15 protein-coding genes and 1 pseudogene are annotated in these 17,981 nt (G+C 59.3%); 10 read left to right on the top strand and 6 right to left on the bottom strand.

The window, feature by feature from the left end:
* The first annotated feature begins 57 nt into the window (after positions 1–57).
* The 8 genes and pseudogenes from NKH59_RS23480 to galE all read left to right on the top strand — a co-directional run bounded on the left by NKH59_RS23480 (position 58) and on the right by galE (position 8,241).
* Positions 58–579: a ubiquinone biosynthesis methyltransferase UbiE gene (locus NKH59_RS23480; protein ID WP_502906676.1), complete on the top strand. Its 522-nt coding sequence runs from the start codon at positions 58–60 to the stop codon at positions 577–579.
* The gene (locus tag NKH59_RS23475; protein ID WP_352980964.1) at positions 576–1,754 is read left to right on the top strand and encodes a methyltransferase domain-containing protein; all 1,179 of its coding nucleotides are present in this window, start codon (positions 576–578) and stop codon (positions 1,752–1,754) included. Before NKH59_RS23480 ends, NKH59_RS23475 begins: the two co-directional genes overlap by 4 nt.
* Entirely contained in the window at positions 1,751–4,117 is a 2,367-nt protein-coding gene (locus tag NKH59_RS23470; protein ID WP_353023224.1) for a SpoIIE family protein phosphatase, read from the top strand. Before NKH59_RS23475 ends, NKH59_RS23470 begins: the two co-directional genes overlap by 4 nt.
* 2 nt (positions 4,118–4,119) lie before the next feature.
* Entirely contained in the window at positions 4,120–4,680 is a 561-nt protein-coding gene (locus NKH59_RS23465; protein ID WP_352542258.1) for a slr1658 superfamily regulator, read from the top strand.
* An 18-nt stretch (positions 4,681–4,698) separates the two neighbouring features.
* Entirely contained in the window at positions 4,699–5,037 is a 339-nt protein-coding gene (locus tag NKH59_RS23460) for a slr1659 superfamily regulator (protein WP_352542257.1), read from the top strand.
* A 247-nt stretch (positions 5,038–5,284) separates the two neighbouring features.
* Positions 5,285–5,857, top strand: a pseudogene (locus NKH59_RS23455) (ATP-dependent DNA ligase).
* A gap of 438 nt (positions 5,858–6,295) precedes the next feature.
* Positions 6,296–7,270, top strand: coding sequence for a UDP-glucuronic acid decarboxylase family protein (locus tag NKH59_RS23450; RefSeq protein ID WP_352816292.1), 975 nt, complete (start codon positions 6,296–6,298; stop codon positions 7,268–7,270).
* Positions 7,267–8,241 (top strand): UDP-glucose 4-epimerase GalE, encoded by a 975-nt coding sequence (galE, locus tag NKH59_RS23445; RefSeq protein WP_353023222.1) that lies wholly within the window; start codon positions 7,267–7,269, stop codon positions 8,239–8,241. Before NKH59_RS23450 ends, galE begins: the two co-directional genes overlap by 4 nt.
* A gap of 153 nt (positions 8,242–8,394) precedes the next feature.
* Here the strand turns inward: galE and NKH59_RS23440 are convergent, their stop codons facing one another.
* Genes NKH59_RS23440 through NKH59_RS23415 form a run of 6 tightly spaced genes read right to left on the bottom strand, consistent with a single transcriptional unit; the run spans position 8,395 to position 16,768 of the window.
* Positions 8,395–10,212, bottom strand: coding sequence for an ABC transporter ATP-binding protein (locus tag NKH59_RS23440; RefSeq protein WP_352980965.1), 1,818 nt, complete (start codon positions 10,210–10,212; stop codon positions 8,395–8,397).
* Entirely contained in the window at positions 10,209–11,198 is a 990-nt protein-coding gene (locus tag NKH59_RS23435) for a glycosyltransferase family 2 protein (protein WP_352980966.1), read from the bottom strand. Before NKH59_RS23435 ends, NKH59_RS23440 begins: the two co-directional genes overlap by 4 nt.
* Positions 11,195–14,212, bottom strand: a complete 3,018-nt coding sequence (locus NKH59_RS23430) for a trifunctional glycosyltransferase/class I SAM-dependent methyltransferase/polysaccharide deacetylase (RefSeq protein ID WP_353023220.1) — start codon at positions 14,210–14,212, stop codon at positions 11,195–11,197. Before NKH59_RS23430 ends, NKH59_RS23435 begins: the two co-directional genes overlap by 4 nt.
* A gap of 7 nt (positions 14,213–14,219) precedes the next feature.
* Complete coding sequence (locus tag NKH59_RS23425) at positions 14,220–15,386, bottom strand: glycosyltransferase family 2 protein (RefSeq protein WP_352542858.1); 1,167 nt, start codon at positions 15,384–15,386, stop codon at positions 14,220–14,222.
* A 2-nt stretch (positions 15,387–15,388) separates the two neighbouring features.
* On the bottom strand, positions 15,389–16,384 hold the full coding sequence (locus NKH59_RS23420) for a glycosyltransferase family 2 protein (RefSeq protein WP_352980968.1): 996 nt from the start codon (positions 16,382–16,384) through the stop codon (positions 15,389–15,391).
* Between the two features lie 54 nt (positions 16,385–16,438).
* The gene (locus NKH59_RS23415) at positions 16,439–16,768 is read right to left on the bottom strand and encodes a hypothetical protein (protein WP_352816300.1); all 330 of its coding nucleotides are present in this window, start codon (positions 16,766–16,768) and stop codon (positions 16,439–16,441) included.
* Between the two features lie 461 nt (positions 16,769–17,229).
* On the opposite strand from NKH59_RS23415, the gene NKH59_RS23410 reads away from it, so the two are divergent.
* Both NKH59_RS23410 and NKH59_RS23405 read left to right on the top strand, forming a co-directional pair.
* Positions 17,230–17,622, top strand: a complete 393-nt coding sequence (locus NKH59_RS23410; RefSeq protein WP_352542854.1) for a DUF982 domain-containing protein — start codon at positions 17,230–17,232, stop codon at positions 17,620–17,622.
* Positions 17,623–17,721: 99 nt separating this feature from the next.
* On the top strand, positions 17,722–17,964 hold the full coding sequence (locus NKH59_RS23405) for a DUF982 domain-containing protein (RefSeq protein WP_352542855.1): 243 nt from the start codon (positions 17,722–17,724) through the stop codon (positions 17,962–17,964).
* The last annotated feature ends 17 nt before the right edge of the window (positions 17,965–17,981 follow it).

The following is a 17,981-nucleotide window of genomic DNA, read 5'->3' as shown; positions in this document are numbered from 1 at the left end:
ATTTTTCTTCGCGGAGGCCCGCGAGGCCTCAATACTGATGGAACAAGTGAGATGCCGATGGGACCCGTTCATCATGATCTGACTGGCGAGCCGACTTTTGAGCCGATGATCCAGATCGACTTGGAGATCAAAGCTTTTGTCTCCGCTTGGAAACATTGCGATTATGTCTCGACATACATGGCCCGGATGATCAGTCAAAACAGGTCAGACTCGGTCCATCATGCAAATCTCTTTTCCTCTGCCTTCAACGAATTGCTGGAAGTCGCCTTTCGTACGCGCCATGCCGAAGGCGAACTGGCATGCAGGGTGTCTCGCCATGGCGCGACGGATAGGATCGAGTTGACAATTCCTTGTGTGCCGGAGGAGCGCCAATTCTACGAAGAAGCCGTATCGCAAGTTGCTGGAATAGAGGCCAGAGAACGATACCTCAATTCCTTGTCTGGGGATCTCGCGCCTAGCCGCGAGGTCGTACTCCTGGAACTGGCTGTCGACTACAACGCGACACTCTGGACCGAGGAGGCCGACGGCGATGCAATCAAGCTTGTCGTGGATCTTCCGCTCGAGGGCTTTCAAAATTGAACCCTTACGACCTTCTCCCGCGCTTCAAGGCGCAATACGACGCGAACAACCAGGAGTTCTCCATATCGGGAGTGGTCCGGCCTCAGGCGATCGATGAGCTTGGGCCCGCGATAGCATTGCTTCGCGATGCGATTGGCCGTGTGCGCGGCGTTCTCTACGTCAATGTCAGGCGCCTGACGCAGATGAACAACGCTGCGTTTCACACCTTATCGAGGATCATCATCGACGCTTGTCGCGCTCGACCCGATCTCAAATTCGTGGTCATCACATCAAGCGTCGTCGGATGGACCTCGCGAAAATTCGGTCGCCTGAGCGGAATAGAACCGAACATAACGGTCAAGGAGTATGACACCGAATTCTATCCGGGGCAGGGCTTCCTTGAGGAAGGAGGGTTCGTACCGATCCTGCGCACTCAGACAAAGATGACTTGGCGCCACGAGCGCGCAATCTTGCCGCGACACGGCATGCGGCCCGGCATCGTCATGGCCGACATCTGTTGCGGGATCGGTGATTTCGCCGTGCTCGCGCAGAAGGAGTTCGAGCCATCGCGGATCGTCGCCCTCGACCACTCCATGTCAAGCCTGAACTATGCTCGACAAGTGATGCGGGAGTTCGATATCCGGGGCATCGAGTACACCTATGGCGATGCGTCGGAGATGCTGCTCGACGAAGCGCAGTTCGACTTGGTCACTTGCCGACATTCGCTTCAAATCTTCAATCGACCTGAACTCATCCTCAAGGAGCTCTACCGCATATGCAAGCCAGGCGGTCGGGTCTATATCACCAACGAGAAGAATTCGCATTGCCTCGGCGAGCCGCGCGCCGAAAGCATTCGCTGGACCTACGACGAGGTGGCGAAGCTGTTCGGGCATTTCGAGATGGACGTCGAGTTTGGGCCCAAGAGTCGGCGATACCTGGTGGAAGCCGGATTCGAAGACATCCTTGTGGAGACCTTCATGGTCACTAACCTGGACGGCGATCCGCAGGACTTCGCCGACGTCATTGCGGCCTGGGCGGATGTCTATGCCGGGGAGATGGCGAGCAGACGCGGTGACGGACCGGAGTTCGTCGCACGGTTCCGGCAGGGCTTCCAGGATCACATTTTCGCTGCACTACACCCCAAGGGTTATGCGGGTTGGCCGATCTGGGTCGCATCGGGGCGACGGCCACAATGAAAGCCGATAACGAGCCTACACCGCGCTTCGGCCTGCGCTCCTTTCGAGCGAAATTCGTATTGGTCGTTGGCGGCGCCGTACTGTTCGACCTCCTGCTGAGCGGTGGTCTGGCGCTTTGGAACGTTCAAAAGCTGTCGCGCGACGCCACCTCGGAAGTCGGTGAGGGCCTGACGAACGCAAACCAGGAATACATTCGTTCCTATGCCGAGTCGACAGCGTTGAGCGTTGACCTGCTGCTCGATCGGGTTCACGGGGACGTCAAGGCGCTCGCTGGCGTGCTGCAGGCCCAGATCGACGATCCGAGGAGGCAGCAACAGGTCGGCGCCACGCTTTCGCATGAGGCGCCCGGCTCCGTGAAGGTTGTCTACAACGCGCAGGGCGATTGGGCGCAGAATCTGCCGGGCGCGCCTTCCGTGGTAAGCGTCTGGGGCTACCTGCTGGGCGCCGACCACAGTCCGCTGCCCAGCGTTCGGCAGGAAATAGAAGACAGTACTCTGATCGATCTCGTCGCGCCGACTCTCATGGCCAGCGGGTCGTCCAAACTGCAGATGTACTATATTGGTCCAAAGGAACGGCCGATCTTCCGGACGGTACCGTATACGGATCAGGCACAGACCTTCGACCGACTCTATCCAGGTCACAACAAGGCGGAATTCTGGGAGTTCTTCTTTCCGGGAATCTATGGTTCATGGCAGCAATGGGCCAGGGATCCCGCCTCACGTCCGGTCCCTGACGATATTACCCAGACGGCGCCTTACACCGATGCAATCACGGGAAAGTTGATCGTCAGCTTTTTCCACCCGCTTTGGACGCGCGATCGCACCGGTATCGCCGGTACGACGGGAGCAGATATCACTCTCGATCAGCTCGCGAAAGTCGTCGAAAGGGTGAAGATCGCTGAAACCGGATTCGGCTTCCTCACGATGTCGACTGGCAACGTGGTGGCGATCAATCCGTCGGGCCAGGCGATCATCGGCCTGACTTCATCGAGCGATGCGGGCACGCAGGGCGTCACCGGCTTGGAAAGGTCTCTGCGGGGAAGTACGCAGCCGGCTATCGCGTCACTACCTCTAGACAAGAACAATGACGGTGTCATTCAGCATATCATGCTCGACAATAAGGGCGAACACGTTCCCTATATTGTTGTCCTCAAGAGATTGAAGCCGACCAACTTGTGGAGTTCGGGACCGATCAAGTCCGAAACGATGTCGGTCGGGATCGTCGTTCCCGAACGGGAGATCTATGCATCCCTGTTCGCCGCGCAGGAGAGTATTTCTCGCGCAACCAATCGTATCCTGCTGTTTCAGATCGCGGCGATCGCCGTTTCGCTTCTGATTGTTTTTGCGGCCGTGCTCGGAATTTCGAAACGGATCACCGCGGGCCTCAGGGCACTTGCCAGCGCCGCCCAGCTGCTCCAGTCCAAAGATTATTCAGTCCGCGTGAACATTCCGACGCGCGACGAGGTTGGAGCGGCAGGAATCGCTTTCAACCGGATGGCCGAGCAGATCAGCTTTCACACGGAAAACCTCGAGCAACTCGTCGACGAACGAACCAGGGAACTCGGGGACGCCAATCAGGAGATTTCCGCACTCAACGAAAAGCTGCAGGACGAGAACGTCCGCCTTGGCGCCGAACTCGCGGTCGCCAGGCAGATACAGATGATGGTCCTGCCGAAACAATTCGAACTCGAAGCGATTCCGGGGCTGGAGATCGCGGCCTATATGCGGCCGGCCGACGAGGTCGGCGGTGACTATTATGACGTCCTGCAGAACGGGTCACGGGTCAAGATCGGCATCGGCGACGTGACCGGTCATGGTCTCGAGAGCGGCGTGCTGATGCTGATGGTCCAATCTGTTGCACGCGCGCTGCAGGAGACCAGCGAGGCGGATCCGCACCAGTTTCTGGATCGGCTGAACAGAGCGATCTACAAGAACATCGAGCGGACGAACACCGGAAAGCATCTCTCGCTGGCCTTCCTTGACTTCGAGGATGAGCGGGTAACGCTATCCGGCCAGCATGAGGACGTTCTCGTCGTGCGTGCGGACGGGGACGTCGAACGCATCGATACGATGGATCTGGGTCTGCCGGTTGGCCTGGAGAATGACATCTCGAAGTTCATTGCCACGCGCGACATCCTGTTCGGCAGTGGCGACGTGATCGTGCTGCACACTGACGGTGTGACCGAGGCGGAAGACCAAGACAGAAGGCTGTTCGGGTTCGAGCGCCTCTGCCAGAGCGCACGAAGACGTCAAGGCGGGAGCGCCGAGGAAATCAAAACCGGGATCATCGAGGATCTCATGGCCCATATCGGGATCCAGAAGATCCACGACGACATCACCCTCGTGATCATAAGGCACACATAGCCATGACAACGCTGTTCGGGACCCCTGACGTTGCAATCGGGATGAAGGAGAGCGTCAGTCGCGTGCGGCTGTTCGACGGACCTCTCGACTTGAGTTGGCGTCATTGTGCCACGACCTCGGACTTCATCGCCGATCTTTTCGCATTGCGCTTCCGGTCGTCCCGCAATGACTACATGGAAGTGCGGCACAGCATTGGATATCTGGTCAACGAACTCATCGAAAATGCCGTCAAGTTTCGCGCACCGGGTGAGATCTTGATCGAGGCGTCGATGGATTCGGAGTGCTTCAAGCTGAAAGTGTCGAATGACGTCGATGGTGAAGATGCGTCTGAGTTCCAAAGTCTCCTGGCGGACATCACGGTTGGCGACCCCATGGACCTGCTGATACAGCGAATTGAAGCCAATGCCGCCAACCCCGACGTAGGAGGCTCCGGACTTGGATTGCTGACGTTGATGAGTGACTACGGCGCACGCCTGGCTTGGATATTCAGCGCCGCCGACGAAAGCGATCGGATCTGCGTGGAGACATATGCCTCCATTCCGATCTCGCAAATTCACAACTAGAAGAAACGAAGCCAGGCTATGGAAATCAAGACAGACGACTATCGTGTGTGGACTGAAGGAAGCGAAATTTTCTTCGACGGTGCAATGCGGCTTGCCAGTTCCGAGGCCGGTGCGCCTATCACGGCTTTGGCGACCAGTGTTCTTGCCTCGAAACCCGCTTCCATTACGCTCAATCTGAAGGACCTTCACTTTCTCAACTCTTCCGGCATCAACCTGCTGGCGAAATTTACCATCGAGGTGCGCAAGCATCCCGATGTTCGACTCGTCGTGCGTGGAACGCCCGACATACCCTGGCAGTCGAAATCATTGCCGAATCTGAAGAAGCTGCATCCCGCTGTGGTGCTTTTGATGGACTGACCAGGTCCCGAAATTTGCCAAGGGACTGCGTGGGCTTGCGGCAACCCGAGATAGTATAGGTCAGCCGGGACGATGCGGGAGCTCCGCACCGATAGTGAGAAGGTGCAGGAGCGCGGCGCCTACAGCGAATATGTACACCAGGATAAGTATTTGGATGCCAAGCTAACGACAATCCGGCCTCGTGCGCAGATGCTCGCAATGGCTCGGCGGGGGCTCGGCACAGGCGGCAGGCGTCCAAGTTGGGGGGATGTCGGGCTGTCTGTGCCGATCAGCCGCCGCGCGATCAAAGGTGGCGTCATTGAGTAAGCGTGCCAAGGTGAACGGCGGCCAGCTGGAGTTCATTCCGCCGCAGATCCCGACTCGGGTCACGGAGCCGCCCGAAGATGAGGGATGGCTTCAGGAGGTCAACCTTGACGGCTACCGAACGCAGATCATCATCGATAAAGGCGGCGTGCGTCTATACAGCAAGAACGGCCGTGACTGGGCCACGAAATACTGGCCCATCGCGCTGGCGGCCGAACTGCCATGCCGGGCTGCCATTATCGACGGCGAGGTCATTGTTCCAGGCGAGCAGGGCGCTCCCCATTGACCTGCGCAGGAAGCTGCGATCTGGCTCGAACCGAGCCGGCTGGTGTTCGTCGCGTTCGATATCCTCCATCTCGACGGTCGCAATCTAACCTCCTTGCCCCTGCTGCAGCGCAAGCAGGCGCTGTGGCAGCTCGTTGAGCACGGCTCCGGCAAGATCCAGTACAGCGAGCATTTCGAGAGCAGTGCGCTAGCGATCTTTCGGGCCATCGAGAAGGTGGGCTCGAGAGCGTAGGCGGTCAAGTCGGCCGACCGACATGCTGCGCGTTCCAGTCACCACCGCCCTGAGGCTCAAAATTGGGCCGTGTATGGACGGCTCTCCGTTGGCAAGGGTTCTATTTGAGCGCTCTGCAGTTGCTGGCTGGTGCGCCATGTGTCCGACCTGTAGGTGCGGCTCTTAATATGCCACAGGCAGGCTGATGATCGCGCCCGGCGGGCAGACCGCACACGATCCCAAGGGCAACAACGATGGGAAAGCGGCTCGGAATTTCAAACTGACCCACGACCGCTAATCTGAATCGAACCCAGCCTTCTTCCGCCGCGGACATCGGGAACGGGTCGCGTTTCGACAAAAATGTCTTGTTGGTAACGCAAATTGAAAGCAGACCCCGGTAGATCGGGCTACGGTGAAGCGAGATTGTGAGCTTGGCTAATTTGTCTTGGAGACCCGAAAATGCCACAGGCAAAGCGGATCCTGGTGACTGGAGGCGCGGGCTTTTTGGGATCGTTCTTGTGCGAGCGACTGCTTGGTGAAGGTCACGAAGTTGCCTGTGTCGATAATTTCTTCACCGGAAGCCGAAGAAACGTCTCCAATTTGCTCGACAATCATTCCTTCGAAATCATTCGCCATGACGTGACGTTTCCACTCTACGTTGAAGTTGATGAGATCTACAATCTTGCCTGTCCTGCGAGCCCCGTTCACTACCAGTTCGATCCGGTTCAGACGACCAAGACCAGCGTCCACGGGGCGATCAACATGCTAGGGCTCGCCAAACGGGTTCGCGCGAAGATCCTTCAGGCGTCGACGTCCGAAGTTTACGGTGACCCTGACGTTCACCCGCAGACCGAGGATTATTGGGGCAGGGTAAACCCAATAGGACCCCGTTCTTGTTACGACGAGGGCAAACGATGTGCTGAAACCCTCTTTTTCGACTATCGGCGACAGCACGGTCTGCGGATCAAGATAGCGCGCATCTTCAACACATATGGCCCTAGGATGCGTCCGGACGACGGCCGCGTCATTTCCAACTTCATCGTCCAAGCCCTGCTGAACGAACCGATCACGGTGTACGGCACTGGCCAGCAGACACGTTCATTTTGCTATGTCGACGACCTCATCGACGGTCTGGTTCGCATGATGCAGACGGCTGACGATCTTACTGGTCCGATCAATCTCGGCAATCCGGTCGAATTCACGATGCTAGAACTCGCCAATCTGGTGATCGAACTTACTGGAAGCCGGTCGTCGATCAGTTTTTTGACTTTGCCCGTTGACGACCCTAGACAGCGACAGCCCGATATCGGGAGCGCGTTGCGCGAACTCAATTGGGAGCCAAGAACCGCATTGCGGGACGGCCTTGTCAAGACCATTGCCTATTTTGAAGGCCTGGTTTCGTCGGGCTATGTACGGCCGGCCGCTGCCGAATGAAGACCGTCTTGGTCACCGGCGGGGCCGGCTATATCGGATCACACTGTTGCAAGGCATTCGCCGAATCGGGTTGGTCGGTGATCACGTATGATAATCTCTCGCGCGGTTGGCGCGACGCGGTTAAATGGGGACCGATTGTCGAAGGCGACATTTCCGACGCCGAGGCCGTGTCGGCGGCTCTACGACAATATCGGCCTGATGTGGTGGCGCATTTCGCCGCCCACGCCTATGTGGGCGAGTCAGTCGAAAATCCCGGACTCTACTACCGAAACAACAGTTTCGGGTCGCTGGTGTTACTCGAGGAGATGTTGAAGGTCGGCGTGGGCAAGCTGATCTTTTCCAGCACATGCGCATCGTATGGAGTTCCGGTTCGCTCTCCGATTGACGAAACGCATCCGCAGTCGCCCATCAATCCCTATGGATGGTCGAAATTTATCATAGAACGGATGGTGGATAATCTCTCCTATGCCCATGGCCTCGACGCGGTCGTGCTCCGGTATTTCAACGCGGCCGGATGCGATCCCGACGGCGAGGTCGGCGAGCGGCATGAACCGGAAACACACGTCATACCCCTCGCTATTGAGGCGGCTGTCAGGCGGGACCGGATTTTTACCATCAATGGCATCGACTTCGATACCCGCGATGGAACCGCGGTGCGGGACTATGTCCATGTCACCGATCTCGCACGTGCTCACGTCCTGGCAGGGGAGAAGCTGCTGCGCGACAAGGGTGTCCACGTCTACAATCTCGGGACTGGAGCTGGAACGACGGTGAAGGAGCTGGTGGATGCGGTCAGCCGGGCATCGGGATCGCGCCTTCCTGCGGTTTACGGTCCGCGCAGGGCAGGTGACCCGCCAGCGCTTGTGGCCGCGGCCGACAAGGCGCAGCGGGAACTTGGCTGGGTGCCTGAGCAATCCGGAATAGACAGGATCGTCGAGACGGCGCTGGCCTGGTACCGTAGCCGATTATGACAGGTCCGCCACGCTGCCGTGGCCGAGAGAGCAGCAAAGACCGGCCGACCAGCTCTCGATTCACTGTCGGCGCCGGACGGAGTCGATGGAGAGGCTCCGGGTTTGGACGCGCGTCAGCGTTGAGGGCAACTGAAGAAAAATAGAGCAGGGCCATCATCCTTTGTCCTCAGCGTCAGAGGCACATACGATTTCGTGCTGGCGACCTTGGTATTGAGGAACAACGACGGAGGCAGGTCCTTGGCTGTTGACTCTGCCGTTCTCTATCCAAATGACGTTGCCTGCATCACGCGCCGTTTCTATGCGGTGCGTGATCAGCAAAATTGTCCTTTTGCCAAGCTGCCTGTCAATCGCACGCCGTACTTGATCCTCGAGCGCGGTATCGAGTGCGTTCATGGCCTCATCCAGGATCAGGAAGTCCGGATTGCGCAATACAGCTCGTGCCAGGCCAATGCGCTGTCGCTGGCCGCCGGAAAATCGCAGCCCCTCCTGCCCGATCCAGGTATCGTAGCGATCGGGGAGGTCTTCGACGAATGACGCGACGCCGGCACTGCGGGCAGCCACAATGATCTCTTCTTGGGACGCGTCGGCTTTGGCCATGCGGATGTTGTCTGCCACCGTGCCCTCGACGAGGTCGACGTCCTGACCCGTTACGGCGATCTTGGACAGCCAGTCGTCCCGCCTGATGTCCTGCAGCCGGGTGCCGTCAATCTTGATGTCGCCAGAGGTCGGTTCGTACAGCCGTAAGAGGAGGTTCACGATCGTCGTCTTGCCAGCGCCACTTGCGCCGATCAGCGCCGTGGTTTCTCCGGCTGGTATATCGAACGACAGGTCCGTGAGCACCGGCGCATTTTGATCATAGCAAAAGCTCACGTGCTCGAAAACGATACTCGCGTTCAAATTCCCGAGTGCGATGGTGCCTTGCGATGGATATTCCTTGTCCTCGGACTGGACCATCTCCAACACCGAGCGCAGTTGCGGCTGCATCTGCGCCAGAAACAGCAGGTTGCTCTCGAACTCCTGCGTATGCGGCTGCAGCCGATAGAGGAGGGCCACAGCGGCCAGCGTTACCTCGAAGCTGATATGCCACCACCCGGAGACCAGGACGATGGAGCCCAACATTCCCAGATAGCCGATCTCGGTCGCTGGGCCGATCCAGGACGAAAGGCGAATCAGGGACAGCGATGCGTCGCGCGCGGCCGCCGACGATTGCACGAAGCGACGCTGGTGTAGCGCCTCCTGTCCGTAGGCGCGGATGGTGCGCAACGCCTGGAGTGTCATGAGCATATGCTCGCCGAGCGATTGATGGATTTTCTTCACCCGATGTCCCAGGTCCCGCGCGGGTCGCGAAAAGATGCGCAAGATCGCCGAGATCGCGATTGAGCCAAGGGCTGCGATCACCAGGATCTTCCAGGAGATCGTGAAGAGAAAGACGGCGAACACGAAAATAGAGCAGCTGTTGATGATGAGTCGGGTCACTGCGCCATACGCTTGCGCCACCAGCCACGATTCGGTCCCGAGCACCTCCATGAGTTGCGATTGCTCGTGCTGTTGGATGGATCCGAACGCGACCGTGAGATATTGTTCGTGGACGAGGTTGCGCACGCGCTCGCTGATCCGTTCGCCGATGCTGGAGCTTATCAACGAATACAGCAGCGCCAGCGCTCCACGAGCGAAGATGAGTAGGAGGATCGCGAAGGCGAGCCGGGTAGGACTACCGAGCCAGGCGACTGCCAGGCCCAGCGCTCGGCCCTGAAGGCCATTTCCAGCATCCGTGATTCGGCTGGACACCAAATAGAGGAACAGCAAGATCAGGGTGATGCCGAGCGTCTCGGCCAAGGATGACAGAAAGCCAACAGCGAGCAGAGCGGGCGTCGCCCAGCGCGGCTTGCCAACGATGCGAAGCAAATGCGAAAGATCGCGCAACGAAGCACGGACCGCACCGCGGCGTATGGCTCCTTTCCCTTTGCTCATTTCAGTTCCCCGATCGGGAAGCGCACGGTAACGCGTGGGCGGACAGGCATGCGACCGCGCAGCAGTTTCGTCGCAGCGCGCTTGGCCAAATGCGCTATGATCAGGGGCAAATCCACGGCGATTATCCGCATGGCGATCGCGGGATGACGGCGAAGCAGCAATGACAGGATCGGCAGCACATAGCGGGGGTGCCTCAGGCGCAACGTCCGCTCCAGGAGCCATGCCGAATAGAAATGCAGGCCTTCACGCAGCGTAGTTGCCGCATCCGGGTGGCGGCCAAGCATCTCGTCCACCACCAGCATCCAGGACCGCAGCATGCGGGTCATGTTGCTCGACATATTTCCCGGTAGATAGCGATATCCCACCAGCGGCTCTTCGACGACTTCGAAGTGGTAGGTTTCGGCAACGCGACAATAGAAGAGGATATCTTCACAACCCTGCGCGCCGGCCTCGCGCAGCCCACCCTCGAAACCGTCGGCGTCTATCAGGGCCTGCCGGTGTACCAAGGCTGCGCTGCCATTGCCAACGAAATTGCCGTGGAAAAGGCGCTCAAGCACATCGCCCCGCCAGTTTGGCCGATGCTGATCATCCGTTACCGCACTCTGAGCATCGATGACTCGATACCAGCAGTAGACGAGCCCCACTTTCTCGCCTGCCCGATCGAACGCGGCCAATTGCCGCTCAATCTTGGTCGGCGCCCAGAGATCGTCGGCATCGACGAATGCGATCAGATCGGATTGCGCCGCTTGCCAACCCGTATTGCGGGCGGCGGCCACGCCGGCGTTAGCCTGCCGGATCAGCCGCACGCGAGGGTCGACCTCCATGTGGTGTCGGGCGATGGTGACAGTCTGGTCGCGCGAGCCGTCGTCGACGACAATAATCTCGAGCGCGCGGTGAGACTGGGACCGAACGCTGCGGAGCGTCTCGTCGATTGTATCTTGCGCATTGTGAGCGGGGATAATGACGCTGACGAGTTTGCCGTTCATTCGAGCACCGCCTCTACCATGGCGACAAAGTCATCGAGCGAACGGTCCCCACGCACCTCGATGCGTGGAAGGTCGATTGGATCGCAATCGAGGTCCGCCGGCCCGTGTCTGCCGCCGAAGCCGATTCGATAGCCGCATTCCTTGGCCAGCCTGCCCAGCCGTCGGTCCGTGACGGAGAAAGGCGCCGCGAATGCCGTCGTTGGCCTCCCGGTCCACCGCTCGACGAACATACGCGAGCGCAGCAACTCAGCGGCCAGCTCGGAGCTCGAAAGGCCATCGATGGCGCGATGCGTCGCCAGATGGCTCCCAAAGAAGGCACCTTCGCCGGCAAGGCGTCGCACGGTCTCGGCGTCCATGAGTGGTGCCGGGGGACCGCTGTCGGCATCCCATTGTGCACGTTCACCCACGAAGTCCGTTACCAGGAAGACTTCGGCCGTCAGGTCGTTGGCCCGCAGGATTGGCCAGGCATGGTCGGCAAAGTTCTGCAAGCCGTCATCGAAGGTGATGAGCACCGGACGGCCCACGAAAGGGTGACGGTTGGCAATGAACCATTCGAGCTGCTCTGACATGATCGCGTGAAAGCCATTGGCGCGCAGCCATGCCATTTGGCTGGCGAATGCGGCGGGCGCGAGCCGAAAACGGGCGAGTGCGGCCGGACCTTCATCGGAGACGCCGTGGTACATGAGAACGGGAATGCGCTGCCGCCGCTCGCTACGCGCAACCTCACCGCGCAGCGCCCGTGCCCCGCCCCAGACGATGTTTCGCGCGACGTCCGTCTCGATGGCCGCGCGGATGGGGAGGTGGTCGAGCGTCGGATCCGCCGCAAATTCTGCCGGGGACAGGCGGCGAAAGCGGTCGATGCGATAGAGATCGGTCTGGATCGATCGCTCAAGGACGAGGCCTTCGGTCGCGGCCAGCGTCTCCGAAATTAGTTGCGCGCCGAACTTGTGGTCCCAATCGAAGCCTGTCCGTTCCATATTGTCACGAAGCACGAAGGCGTGCGCGCTGATGAAACTGCCGCCGGGCGCCAACGCCTCGACGATCTTTGAGGCGACGCGCCGCAACTCGTCGAGATTGTCCAGGAAATAGAGCACTTCCGAGCAGATGATCAAATCCATCCCGTCTGGCAGTGCATCCGCAAGAAAATCCAGTACCCTGAATTCGATATTCAACTGGTGTCTGCAGCGCGCGCGCGCCCGCTCGATGGCAATAGCGGAGATATCGGTCGCGATCAAATGGCCCACGCGCGGCGCCAGCTGCCGCGTGAAATGGCCCTCCGCGCAGGCCAGCTCAAGCGCCCGTCCGATGGGACCGGCAGGCAGAATTTCGAGCTGCCGCTCATATTTTTCCTGCTCATAGGGCGAACCGTAGTTCCAGGGATCCTCGATCGCAAAATGGCGATTCCAGAAAGATGTGCGGTCATTGTCGCGCCCATCCGCGGCCCGTGCACGGCGCGGCGCTGCAAAAGGCTCTTTAGTTTCGGCGCTCGACCGAACCAGCGCCTGCGCTTCCGCGGCCAATCCCGCGAGTTTGCCGAAATGGCTGTCCTGATCAGACCGGCGTCGCGCCATGGACAACAATGCCTCGGCTGCAGACATGTTTGACTTGTCGGCACCGGCGCCCTTTTGCGGTGCATCTACAGGCGATCGCCTCGCAAGCCGCGCGACACGCTTCCAGAAGCGGGACGCCATGCGGCTATGGCCGGAGAGATTGCCTAGAAGCCGCTCAGGGGGCACGAAAGCCAGGATCAATTCAATCCAATGACGCCTTGTCACTCTCCCGAGTACACCGAACTGCACGAGAGCTTCGATCTGCCCTTCCATCATTAGGTAGACATAAAATTGATCGATCCCCTCCGGAAGTTCGGTCGAGCCCGGATGCCGAACATCGACGCGTATCCCCAGCGTTCGCGCCAGCCTGCGCGGTGCGGCAAGATCATCGAAGTCGAGGAGCATTTGGTCAAGATGATATTGTACGCGGCGGCCGGCGGCAGGGTCGCTCCAGAGATTGCTGAGTTCAATCACCAAGTCGGTGAGGGGGCCACCGAACCTGTCCCATCTGGCGGCCAATTGCTGCGGCGTCGATAGACTTCCTACCATCAGGCCGTCGAAGACCACCTTAGCGATCTCAGGCGCCCATTCGTATCTGGCCGGGAGCGCGCGCAGGATCCGCGAGGGGATCGAGCCGCCGCCGCTGCCGCAATCCGACGCAGCGTTCCACAAGGCGAACCACGCGAGTGCTTCGCAAGCGGCGCGGCCGTCCAACGGGTTCGCTCCCTTGGCGTGTGCAGACGCTGGGTGTTTGACTCTGGGGTCGGCAGAAAAGCCGCGGGTAATCACGATCTCCGCATCTGATATCATCTGCGTCGAATTTCGGGTGAGCGAATTGGGGCTGGCCCGATAGAAGGCGAGCGGCTCGTCGACCATCACCCAACGGTTCCCGAGACGTGCGACGCGCTGCCACAAATCCCAGTCCTCACAGGTGGCCAGCGACACATCGAAGCCGCCTAACTCGACGATCGTCGCCCGGTCGATCAGCAGCGCGTGAGTACGGATGGCGCACCGGCGCGCGAATGTCTCGAAGGGTTGGATCGCAACCTCGGGGGCGATGCTCGACGGGGTGAGTGCGCCATCGGGCATCACGCGCCGAGAACCGCAATAAGCGGCCACTGCATCGGGAGCGTTTTTCAATGCGGCCAGCATTTTGGCAAGGAAGCTGGCGTCTACCCAATCGTCGGCATCCAGGAACATTAGCCAGCGTCCGCGCGCTGACGAGATCCCCTGATTGCGCGCGCCGGCGGCGCTATGGGCAGAGGAGTTCACCGTGCGAAATCGAGCATCGCGCCCAACAAAACTGGCGATGATTGCGGCAGTACGATCATTCGAGTCATCGTCGACGATGATCGCCTCCCAATCAGTAATGTCTTGATTGATGAGACAATCGAGTGCTTGTGCCAGTGTCAGCTCCGCGTTCCGCGCAGGCACCACGATTGAAACCGAGGGATTGTCCGCCACGTCGTCCTTACACGCGCTTGGTTCGGAGGTAGAACAGGATTCCTGAAGCATAGCCGGCGATTTCATGCCAAATGAATCGATCCTCAGCGCTCCTGCATCCAAGCAGCCTTCTGCGGACCCTGCCGAGGTACCAGAGTGGCTTCCATTTGAAAGCCTGTTTCAAATTCGCCTTCACGCCAGTCCGCTCATGCTGGACGAGCAACGCGGCCGAGTGACCGCGCATGTAGAAATAGATTTGCTTGGCCAGGCCTTCCATAGTCCGCCTGTGGAAATGGAATGCGACGGAGGTTGGCTGGTAACGGCAGTCATATCCATTGGCAAGCAGCCGATACCAATATTCAGAGTCGCCCGAACATCCAGCCTGGCCGACGTCAAGGCGCTCGTCAAACAGCCCCGCGCGGTCAAACACGTCGCGCCGGAAGGCCATGCTTGCACCGGCACCGATTTTCCATGCCGGGAACACTTCGTGCCTGCTAGAGGCAAAGTCGGCCGCGCGGAACAATTGCGGCCTGTAGCCTTGCCCGAAGCTCCAGAACGTCTCGAAATAGCGCTGTGCTTCGGTGGCAAGTTCTGCTGGCAGTACAAGGCCTGTCACCGCGCCGGTCGAAGGCCTGTCGAACGCCGTGATCAGCTGCTCAAGCCACTGCGGGTGAAGCAGGACGTCATCGTCAGTGTAGGCGACGATTTCCGCGGATGCACGCTGGGCGCCCCGGTTGCGAGCGATGTCCAGACCAGGTCGATCCTCGCGGACGTAGATTGCGCCGGCAGCGAGTGCTACCTCGCGCGTTTCGCTACCTGTCGATGCGTTATCGACAACGATGATCTCTGCCGGCGGGACACTTTGCTGGGGAAGCGAGGAGAGGCAGCGCCGCAATTCTTTCGGCCTGTCGCGTGTGCATATGACCACGCTGGCGCTCGGCAGAACCGGTGGAGTAAGCGTTGGACCTGCAGCGGCCGTGATCGGCATAGTGCGGCACTCACCGTCGCTCCCTCTGAGCAAATGCCCGACCGGAAGCCCGCCGCGCCACAACACGATCATTCCAGAATCGCAATCCTCGGGACTGACTTGGGTATCCAAATCCACGTGGCGGATACCTGCGCAGCCATCCGGGCCAAACAGCTTGTACAGTTCTGCGCTCAACAAATTTGCGCGCCGACTCGGCATGTCGGACATCTTCACCAGCTCAATTCGCTATAGAGAGGCCGAAATTCGCTCTTGTCGTTTCGCATTCGTCTCACGCGCATCTTGAGCCATCGAGGAACCAGTCGGGCCCTGCAATATTCTTCCAGCATATTGGGCAGGCGGGAGATCGCAACGCCCGGCTCCGTCACAAAAAGCCTCCTCAGCAGCTCGCCGGCCGCGAAAAACCGTCCCTCAATGAAAGCTCTTGTGGCAAGCCAATGGATCATGTCGACCAAGTGGGCATCGAAATCGCGCCCGAATGACGGATACTTTTCACGAAATTCGGCAAGGACAATTTCACACGAGCGAAGCATCTGCATGACATCGCTTGACATGTTGAGGTTCGTCATTCGGTAGCCGACAAGGTGCTGAGGGACGAGCCGGAACTCATAAGTTTCCGCAATGTTGAGGCACATTAGAAGATCCTCGCAGCCTTGTGCGTTCCTGGCCCGCAAGGACGGATCGAATTGTCCCGCTCGCTCGAATGCGGAGCGACGTACGAGCATCGAACTGCCGTTACCGACAAAATTTTGTCTGCACAGGCGCTGGAGTACATGACCTTCGGCGTCGGGCCGATGGCGCAGCGAGAATACTCGACCATCCTGGTCGATATGCGCGAACCAACAATAGGCCAAGCCCGCCGAAGAGCCACCTTCCTGCAAGGCGCGCAACTGTAGTGCGATCTTGGAAGGTGCCCAAAGATCGTCGGCGTCGACAAACGCCAGAAACTCCGCGCTGGTGGAAGCCGCACCGCTGTTGCGAGCGTTCGCCACGCCGCCATTCGAATTTGCTATGAGGCGTATACGGTGATCCTTCTTGGCATATGAGGCCACGATTGATGCGGACTCGTCCGTCGATCCGTCGTCTACCACGATAATGTCCAATGCCTGGTAATTCTGACGGCAGATGCTAATCAGGGTAGAACCAATGGTTCGCTCGGCATTAAACATCGGGACCACGACGCCTACCGTGGGTTTGTCCTGGATCATCGGCGACTTCGTTTTCTCCTTAGGGTTGGCAAAAACGGCTAGCGACCATACGTGTCAGTACTCCTCTTCAAGATCGGGGCGAATTCGCGGCAAAATCAGCTCGGGCGTTCCTATTCGCCTGACTAAAGCCTGTGACCGCGACAAAATCATGTCGCCGAAAGACGCGACATCCATCGCATCTTGAGAAATACGAATTCGCCGTAGCCCTACGCCGAGACGCGCCACAGCGGCATCAAATGCGAAAACCTGATCGTGACCGCGCAGAAGCGCTACGCCTTGCAGGCGGGCGGCCGCCGTCACTCCAGGATCGCGCCGTTGCTCTGGCGCAAGGGCGCGGCGAGGTGCGGACGCGATCTCACTGACATCGCCATCCCACGATGCCATCTCTCCCGGATGTGCGAGGACGGGCTGCTCGTGAACGTCGGCTATGGCCGGTATCGAGCCGCCGCGCTGCGGCCTGACCTTCAGGCCGCGCTGAACTCGCTGTAGGATGGCGCCGCTTCGATGACCTCGCTATTCCGGCCCTCGCAGACGGCGTGGATCGGACGTAAGCCGCCGAGGCGAGGGACTGCTCGGGAAGGCGGTTACGGCGGCTATCGTGCCGTCGTTCCGAATGCCGCTTCACCGTCGCGCCTTCAGGAACAATTTGATGCATGCTCCGCACCGCGCCGGGCGCGCACCGTGCAGGAAACGAAGCGGGCACGGGGGTCCTCGCGCTAGCCAGTTATCCGATCCCCCGCTCAGAAATTCCTACCAAACGTTCCTGAGCCCACCATTCCACACGAAATCGTCGGTTGATCTCTTATTAGTTCCCGACAAAATACAGAAGTTGGGTCGATACAATCATGGTTGAAGTCGAGAGAACAATGCAGAGGTCAGAAGCTGCCCGCAGTTTCCTTCGAAAGCTGCTCACTTTATCATCAGAACGAACGCTGTCGGATGAGCAAAACTTGCTTAGGGGACTTCATCGGTCCGCAAAGAGTGACCCCATGGTAACCCATTGGTTCTCCCCTCCGGTTCCCGTCAGGACTGAAGGTCCCGGCCTGACACACCACGTCAACAACGCAGTGGCAGCAGCTAATGAACTCCTGAAGTGGACCAACCGTGGCCCTCACTGGAACCTCGCGGTGCGCGTTTGCGTGACTGTTATTGCCGACGAGATGGAACCTGAGGAGGCCCGCAAGGCATTCCTGGCTGCCGCCGAGGAGGAGGGGAAGCTGATTAGGGCTGGTGGCTGACGGCCAATTACTTCAACATCCGCTCAGCCTCAGGAATTCCACCAAATGCTCCCCGACCGGAGGCTGGCTGCAGAAGACGTCGTTCGCTAAATTCCACCCATGGCAATCCTCTGGTTCTCACCCCCTGTGTACGTTAAGACGGAACATAAAGGCTTCCGCTACGCGGTCCACCACGTTCAGGCTGCGGCTGAGGAACTCGTCTTGTGGACCAAGCGTGGCTCTAGGTGGCAAGAGGCGGTGCGCGTCTGTGTGGATGCCTTGAGCGGTAAGGTGTCCCCAATGCAGGCCCGCCACGCGTTCGAGCAGGCTGCCGAGGAGGAGGGCATGCTTTTTCCTGATTAGCAGGTCGTGTGGCTCTT

This window comes from Mesorhizobium sp. M0998 (genome assembly GCF_040318885.1).
Classification (GTDB): Bacteria; Pseudomonadota; Alphaproteobacteria; order Rhizobiales; family Rhizobiaceae; genus Mesorhizobium.
This window is presented reverse-complemented; position numbering and strand designations above follow the sequence as displayed.

What these genes read in the sequence shown, in the direction of transcription:
- NKH59_RS23480 (WP_502906676.1), top strand. Translation starts at nt 58, where the DNA reads ATGGGACCCGTTCATCATGATCTGACTGGCGAGCCGACTTTTGAGCCG.
- NKH59_RS23470 (WP_353023224.1), top strand. Translation starts at nt 1,751, where the DNA reads ATGAAAGCCGATAACGAGCCTACACCGCGCTTCGGCCTGCGCTCCTTT.
- NKH59_RS23465 (WP_352542258.1), top strand. Translation starts at nt 4,120, where the DNA reads ATGACAACGCTGTTCGGGACCCCTGACGTTGCAATCGGGATGAAGGAG.
- NKH59_RS23460 (WP_352542257.1), top strand. Translation starts at nt 4,699, where the DNA reads ATGGAAATCAAGACAGACGACTATCGTGTGTGGACTGAAGGAAGCGAA.
- NKH59_RS23450 (WP_352816292.1), top strand. Translation starts at nt 6,296, where the DNA reads ATGCCACAGGCAAAGCGGATCCTGGTGACTGGAGGCGCGGGCTTTTTG.
- galE (WP_353023222.1), top strand. Translation starts at nt 7,267, where the DNA reads ATGAAGACCGTCTTGGTCACCGGCGGGGCCGGCTATATCGGATCACAC.
- NKH59_RS23440 (WP_352980965.1), bottom strand. Translation starts at nt 10,212, where the DNA reads ATGAGCAAAGGGAAAGGAGCCATACGCCGCGGTGCGGTCCGTGCTTCG.
- NKH59_RS23435 (WP_352980966.1), bottom strand. Translation starts at nt 11,198, where the DNA reads ATGAACGGCAAACTCGTCAGCGTCATTATCCCCGCTCACAATGCGCAA.
- NKH59_RS23425 (WP_352542858.1), bottom strand. Translation starts at nt 15,386, where the DNA reads ATGTCCGACATGCCGAGTCGGCGCGCAAATTTGTTGAGCGCAGAACTG.
- NKH59_RS23420 (WP_352980968.1), bottom strand. Translation starts at nt 16,384, where the DNA reads ATGATCCAGGACAAACCCACGGTAGGCGTCGTGGTCCCGATGTTTAAT.
- NKH59_RS23415 (WP_352816300.1), bottom strand. Translation starts at nt 16,768, where the DNA reads ATGGCATCGTGGGATGGCGATGTCAGTGAGATCGCGTCCGCACCTCGC.
- NKH59_RS23410 (WP_352542854.1), top strand. Translation starts at nt 17,230, where the DNA reads ATGGTTGAAGTCGAGAGAACAATGCAGAGGTCAGAAGCTGCCCGCAGT.
- NKH59_RS23405 (WP_352542855.1), top strand. Translation starts at nt 17,722, where the DNA reads ATGGCAATCCTCTGGTTCTCACCCCCTGTGTACGTTAAGACGGAACAT.